Here is a 4,773-nt window from a genome sequence, read left to right as displayed (position 1 = left end):
TGATGTCGCAGAACTCGCAGGTGAACGGGCAGCCGCGGGAGAACTGCACGCCGATATAGAGGTAGTGGCTGAAGGTCAGCAGGTCGAAGCGCGGGATCGGGCTCTTGGTCACGTCGGCCTTGAACTTTTCCGCCGTGAAGCGGCCCCGCCGCTCGCCGGCCTCCCAGGCTTCGATGAAGCGGTCGAGCACGCCTTCGGCCTCGCCGAGCACGAGGAAGTCGGCATCCTCATACATCTCCGGCGTCGAGGTCGGGGCCGGGCCGCCGATGCAGACCGGCACGCCGAGCTTCCGGCACTCGGCGATCACGGTGAGCGTATCGGGCTCCTGCGGCAGCATCCCGCCGCTCATGACGAGGTCGGCGCCCAGGATGTCGGCGTCGGTCATCGTCTCGCAGTTGCGGTTGATCAGCCGGACGGTCCAGTGCGCGGGCAGCATCGCGGCGAGCGTGATCAGGCCGAGCGGAGGCGCCGGCGCGCGGGCACCCTGGAGTTCCAGCGCCTCCTTGAAGTTCCACATCGAGTTTTCATAGAAGCGCGGGAAGACGAGGAGCACGCGGGTCTCGGGGTGCGTCGTCATCGAGTCTCGTTCCCTTGCCGTCGGCCGAAACGCCACCGGGCAGGCGTACACGTCATCCGCCCACGCTCCTGCCGGACGCAGATTCGAGCCGCCCGCGAATCCAGGCGCTTCGCTGCACGCTGACTATCGCCGACAGAATGTGCCGGTTTGAAGACCGCGCTCCCGGCTCGGACCGCAACGATCGGCCAATCCGGCTCCCGCGGCGCCCTGCGCTTGTCCCATGATCGGGAGAGACGCGACCCACCGGCGGAGCGCACGTCGCGCTGGAAACCGATCGGTGCGCGTGCGAGGTGAGCGGGCCGGTCACGGAAGGCTCGACGATGTGCGGACGCTTCTTCATCGCCCAGGCGCCCGAGGTCTTCGCCGCGTTCTACGGCTACCCGGAGCGTCCGAACTTCCCGCCCCGCTACAACGTGGCCCCGACCCAGCCCGTACCCGTCGTGATCGCGCAGGGCGGCGAGCGCCAGTTTCGCCTCGTGCGCTGGGGCTTCTGGCCGGGCTGGCTCAAGGACCCGAAGACCTTTCCGCTGGTCATCAACGCCCGCGTCGAGACCATCCTGGAAAAACCGACCTTCCGCGGCGCCGTGCGCCACCGCCGCTGCGTCTTCCTGGCCGACGGCTTCTACGAGTGGCGCCGCGCGGGGACGGGTCGCACCGCGACGCGGACGCCGTTCGCGATCGCGCGGGCGGACGGCGCGCCGATGGCGCTGGCCGGCCTGTGGGAATCCTGGCTCGGAGCCGACGGCTCCGAGATCGACACCGCCGCGATCGTGACGACGGGCGCCAATGGAACGATGGCTGCGGTCCACGATCGGATGCCGGCGATCCTCGCGCCCGATGAGGTCGGGCCCTGGCTCGACGCGGGCGGCGTCCCGCCGGGCGAGGCCGCCGGCCTGTGCCGGCCGTGCCCCGACGCATGGCTGAGGCTCGATCCGGTGAGCGACCGGGTCAACGCGGTGCGCAACGACGACGCGGATCTCATCGTCCCCCTCGACCGGCCGCGGCCGACCGTCGTCGCGGATGCGCCAGCGGCCGAGCACCCGCGTTCGAGCGACGAGGATGCGCAGGGGGCGCTGTTCTGATCCGGTCGTTCTCGAAGCGCCCGACTTGCCGGCCTCCGCCGTCAGCGCCGTCGACGGGCGGGCTCCCGACGGAAAACGCCCACCATCTCGACATGGGCTGCGTAGCGGAACTGATCGACGGGCGTGACCCGCTCCGGGCGGTAGCCGCCGGCCGCGAGCACGCCCGCGTCGCGGGCGAAGGTGCCGGCATCGCAGGCGACGGCGACCACCAGCGGAACCCGCGATTGGGCGAGCTGGCGCGCCTGCGCCTCCGCGCCCGAGCGGGGCGGATCGAGGACGACCGCGTCGTAGGCGTTCAGGTCGTGGGCCAGCAGCGGACGGCGGAACAGGTCCCGGCGCTCGGTGGTCACGCCCTTCAGCCCCTGCGCCGCGCGGGAGGCCCTGTCGATGCCCGTCAGCGCCGCCGCCTCGGCCTCGACGGCGTGGACCGCGCTCGCCCGTGCCATCGCCAGGGTGAAGGGACCGCAGCCGGAGAACAGGTCGGCGACGCGCTTGGCCCGCGTCGGCAGGGCTGCGAGCACCAGCCCCGTCAGCGCCGCCTCGCCGGCCCGCGTCGCCTGGAGGAAGCCGCCCGGGGCCGGATGGAGCCGGGCGTCGCCCGAGACCACCGTCACGGCCTTGCGCGCGACCACGACGTCGCCGTGCAGCGACAGCCGCGCGAGGTCGAGGTCTTCGGCGAGCCGCACCAGCGCGGCGCGCACGCCCGCCTCGACCGGCCCGTGGCCGCGCAGGTCGACGTCGAGGCCGGCCTCGCTCGCCGTCACCGCGACGTCGAGGGGTTTTCGCCCGTGCCCGAGCGGCGCGCTGAGCGCCCGGGCGATCGCGGGCGCCCGGTGGAGCGCCGGCACCGTGATCGGGCAGTGGTCGATCGCCACGAGGGCGTGGCTGCGGGCGGCCATCAGCCCCGCCTCGGCCTGACCCTCGACGGCGCGCACGTGGAGGGTGAGGCGGCGGCGGCCCTCGCCGTGGGCATCGACCAGGGGATCGGGCGCGAGGTCGATCCCGGCCTGGCTCAGGGCCTGGGCGACCTGCCCGTGCTTCCACGCGGCGTAGGCGGCCGGGGCGAGGTGCTGGGTGGCGCAGCCGCCGCAGCGGGTGAAGTACGGGCAGATCGGCACGATCCGGTCGGGAGACGGCATCTCGACGGCGACGAGCGCGCCGCGCCCGCCCTCGCGGCGGATCGCGACACGCTCGTCCGGCAGGGCGAAGGCGACCGGGGTGCCGTCCTCGGCGATGCCGTCCCCGCGCGCGCCGAGGCGGCGGATCGTGACGGTCTCAGTCGTGGTCATGGGAGCTTTCGCGGCGGGCGCCGACGAGGAACTCGGCGTTGCCGTCCCCGCCCGGCACCGGGGAGGGAATCAGGCCGAGGATCGCGAAGCCGAGGCCGGACAGCGTCCCGCGCACGGCGGCGCAGACCTCGTCATGGACGGCTGCGTCCCGCACGAGGCCGCCGCGGCCGATCCGGGCGCGACCGGCCTCGAATTGCGGCTTGATCAGCGCAGCGATCCGCGCGCCCGGCGCCAGCAGGGACGCGACGGCCGGCAGGACGAGGCGGAGCGCGATGAAACTCACGTCGATGCTCGCCAGCGTAGGCGCGGGCGCGAGCGAACCCGGCGCGAGGCCGCGGATGTCGGTCCCCTCCAGGCTCGTGACGCGCGGGTCGGCGGACAGGCTCGGGTGGAGCTGCCCGCGGCCGACATCGACGGCCGTGACGTGCGCGGCACCCCGGCGGAGCAGCAGGTCGGTGAACCCGCCGGTGGACGCCCCGACGTCGAGGCAGGCGCGGCCCGCAGGCTCGAGGCCGAAGGCGGCAAGCGCCGCTTCGAGCTTCAGCCCGCCGCGGGAGACGTAGGGATGGGGCGCCCGCGCCTCGATCGCGGTGCCGGCCGCGAGGCGCTCGGAGGCCCGGGCGACGGTGCGCCCGTCGGCCCGCACCAGCCCCGCGGCGATCGCGGCCTGCGCCCGCGCCCGGCTCTCGAAGTGGCCGTGCTCGACCAGGAGGCGGTCGGCCCTGATCCGGTCTCGCGTCATCGGCATCGGAAGCTGTGCACCGCGCGGCGCGTCGAAGTCGGGAACGACCCTGTCGGATGGCGGGGCCGGGGCCTACCTAGCCCGGTGTGGAGAGGAGAGCCATCACATGACACGCATCCTGCCGCTGCTCGCAGCGCTCGCGGGCTTCGCATCCGGCGCCGACGAGGCCTTCGCGCAACCGGCTCCCGAGACCGAGAAGCCGGCTGCGCCGCAGACCTTCGCGGGCGAGATCAGGAACAACAAGGGCGAGAGCATCGGCACGCTGTTGATCCGCGACGGGGCGAATTCCCTCGTGATGCGGATCGCGATCCAGCCCGGCGGCCTGCCGCCCGGCTGGCACGGCATCCACTTCCACGCGGTCGGCGACTGCTCGGACACCGACAAGTTCCTGAATTCCAAGGCGCACGTGAACCACGACCAGAGCAAGCACGGGCTGCTGAACCCGGACGGGCCGGACGAGGGCGACCTGCCCAACGTCTACGCGAGCGCCGACGGCTCGGTGAACGCGGAGGTCTCCAGCGAGACGCCGCTCACCGGCGAGGGCGGCCTGCAGGACGGCGACGGCTCGGCGCTGATCCTCCACGCCAACGAGGACGACCACACCACCCAGCCGATCGGCGGTGCCGGCAACCGCATCGGCTGCGCGGTGATCAAGTAGGGTTTTCGAGCCTTAAGCGGCCCTTCCGCCGACCCGCGCCATGCCCTCCGTTCGTCGCCGGGGGGACCGCGCGCCGGGCGTACAGTCCCGCCGCCACGGAGTCGGTGCTAGTGCATTGACGCACTCGAATGGTGCACAGCGCACCCTGAAATGCGTGGATAAATCAGTGAGTTAGCTACGCATCCCTGGATTGCCCGTCCGCGGCAGTGCACCAGAGGCGAGAGCGGGCGGAACGGTTTTCGAGCCGTCGCCGTTTCGGGGCTTGCGACGCAGCAGACGGGATTCGTCGGCGGCGGGGCCGATGACGCAACGGGATACGAGGCCATGAACAAGCTCTTTCGGGGTACGGTGACGGCTGCCGCGCTGGCGCTCGGCACGGCGGCGCTCGGCCAGGGTGCCCCCGGCGGCGGGGGGCCCGGTGGCGG

At 73.0% G+C, this 4,773-nt stretch carries 5 protein-coding genes; 2 read left to right on the top strand and 3 right to left on the bottom strand.

All coding sequences use genetic code 11. The annotated features are described in order from the left end of the window. Nucleotides 1-577: B12-binding domain-containing radical SAM protein (locus ACFE8Y_RS20780; protein ID WP_375466269.1), on the bottom strand; the 577-nt coding region annotated here is incomplete at its 3' end. A gap of 320 nt (nucleotides 578-897) precedes the next feature. Between ACFE8Y_RS20780 and ACFE8Y_RS20775 the strand changes: the two genes are divergently transcribed. Beyond that, nucleotides 898-1,659, top strand: a complete 762-nt coding sequence (locus tag ACFE8Y_RS20775) for an SOS response-associated peptidase (RefSeq protein WP_375466268.1) — start codon at nucleotides 898-900, stop codon at nucleotides 1,657-1,659. Nucleotides 1,660-1,700: 41 nt separating this feature from the next. Here the strand turns inward: ACFE8Y_RS20775 and ACFE8Y_RS20770 are convergent, their stop codons facing one another. Both ACFE8Y_RS20770 and ACFE8Y_RS20765 read right to left on the bottom strand, forming a co-directional pair. After that, the gene (locus ACFE8Y_RS20770; protein ID WP_375466267.1) at nucleotides 1,701-2,948 is read right to left on the bottom strand and encodes a class I SAM-dependent RNA methyltransferase; all 1,248 of its coding nucleotides are present in this window, start codon (nucleotides 2,946-2,948) and stop codon (nucleotides 1,701-1,703) included. Beyond that, entirely contained in the window at nucleotides 2,935-3,690 is a 756-nt protein-coding gene (locus tag ACFE8Y_RS20765) for a TlyA family RNA methyltransferase (protein ID WP_375466270.1), read from the bottom strand. Before ACFE8Y_RS20765 ends, ACFE8Y_RS20770 begins: the two co-directional genes overlap by 14 nt. A gap of 106 nt (nucleotides 3,691-3,796) precedes the next feature. On the opposite strand from ACFE8Y_RS20765, the gene ACFE8Y_RS20760 reads away from it, so the two are divergent. Continuing rightward, a complete protein-coding gene (locus ACFE8Y_RS20760; RefSeq protein ID WP_375466266.1) occupies nucleotides 3,797-4,348 on the top strand; it encodes a superoxide dismutase family protein in 552 nt (183 codons plus the stop codon). Nucleotides 4,349-4,773: the final 425 nt, after the last annotated feature.

It is taken from the genome of uncultured Methylobacterium sp. (assembly GCF_964242245.1).
Lineage (GTDB): Bacteria > Pseudomonadota > Alphaproteobacteria > Rhizobiales > Beijerinckiaceae > Methylobacterium.
Note: the sequence above shows the minus strand (reverse complement) of the source record. Positions and strands in the feature narration are given on the sequence as shown.

Excerpts from the sequence above, each read along its gene's own strand:
- ACFE8Y_RS20775 (WP_375466268.1), top strand. The coding sequence starts at position 898 with ATGTGCGGACGCTTCTTCATCGCCCAGGCGCCCGAGGTCTTCGCCGCG.
- ACFE8Y_RS20770 (WP_375466267.1), bottom strand. The coding sequence starts at position 2,948 with ATGACCACGACTGAGACCGTCACGATCCGCCGCCTCGGCGCGCGCGGG.
- ACFE8Y_RS20765 (WP_375466270.1), bottom strand. The coding sequence starts at position 3,690 with ATGACGCGAGACCGGATCAGGGCCGACCGCCTCCTGGTCGAGCACGGC.
- ACFE8Y_RS20760 (WP_375466266.1), top strand. The coding sequence starts at position 3,797 with ATGACACGCATCCTGCCGCTGCTCGCAGCGCTCGCGGGCTTCGCATCC.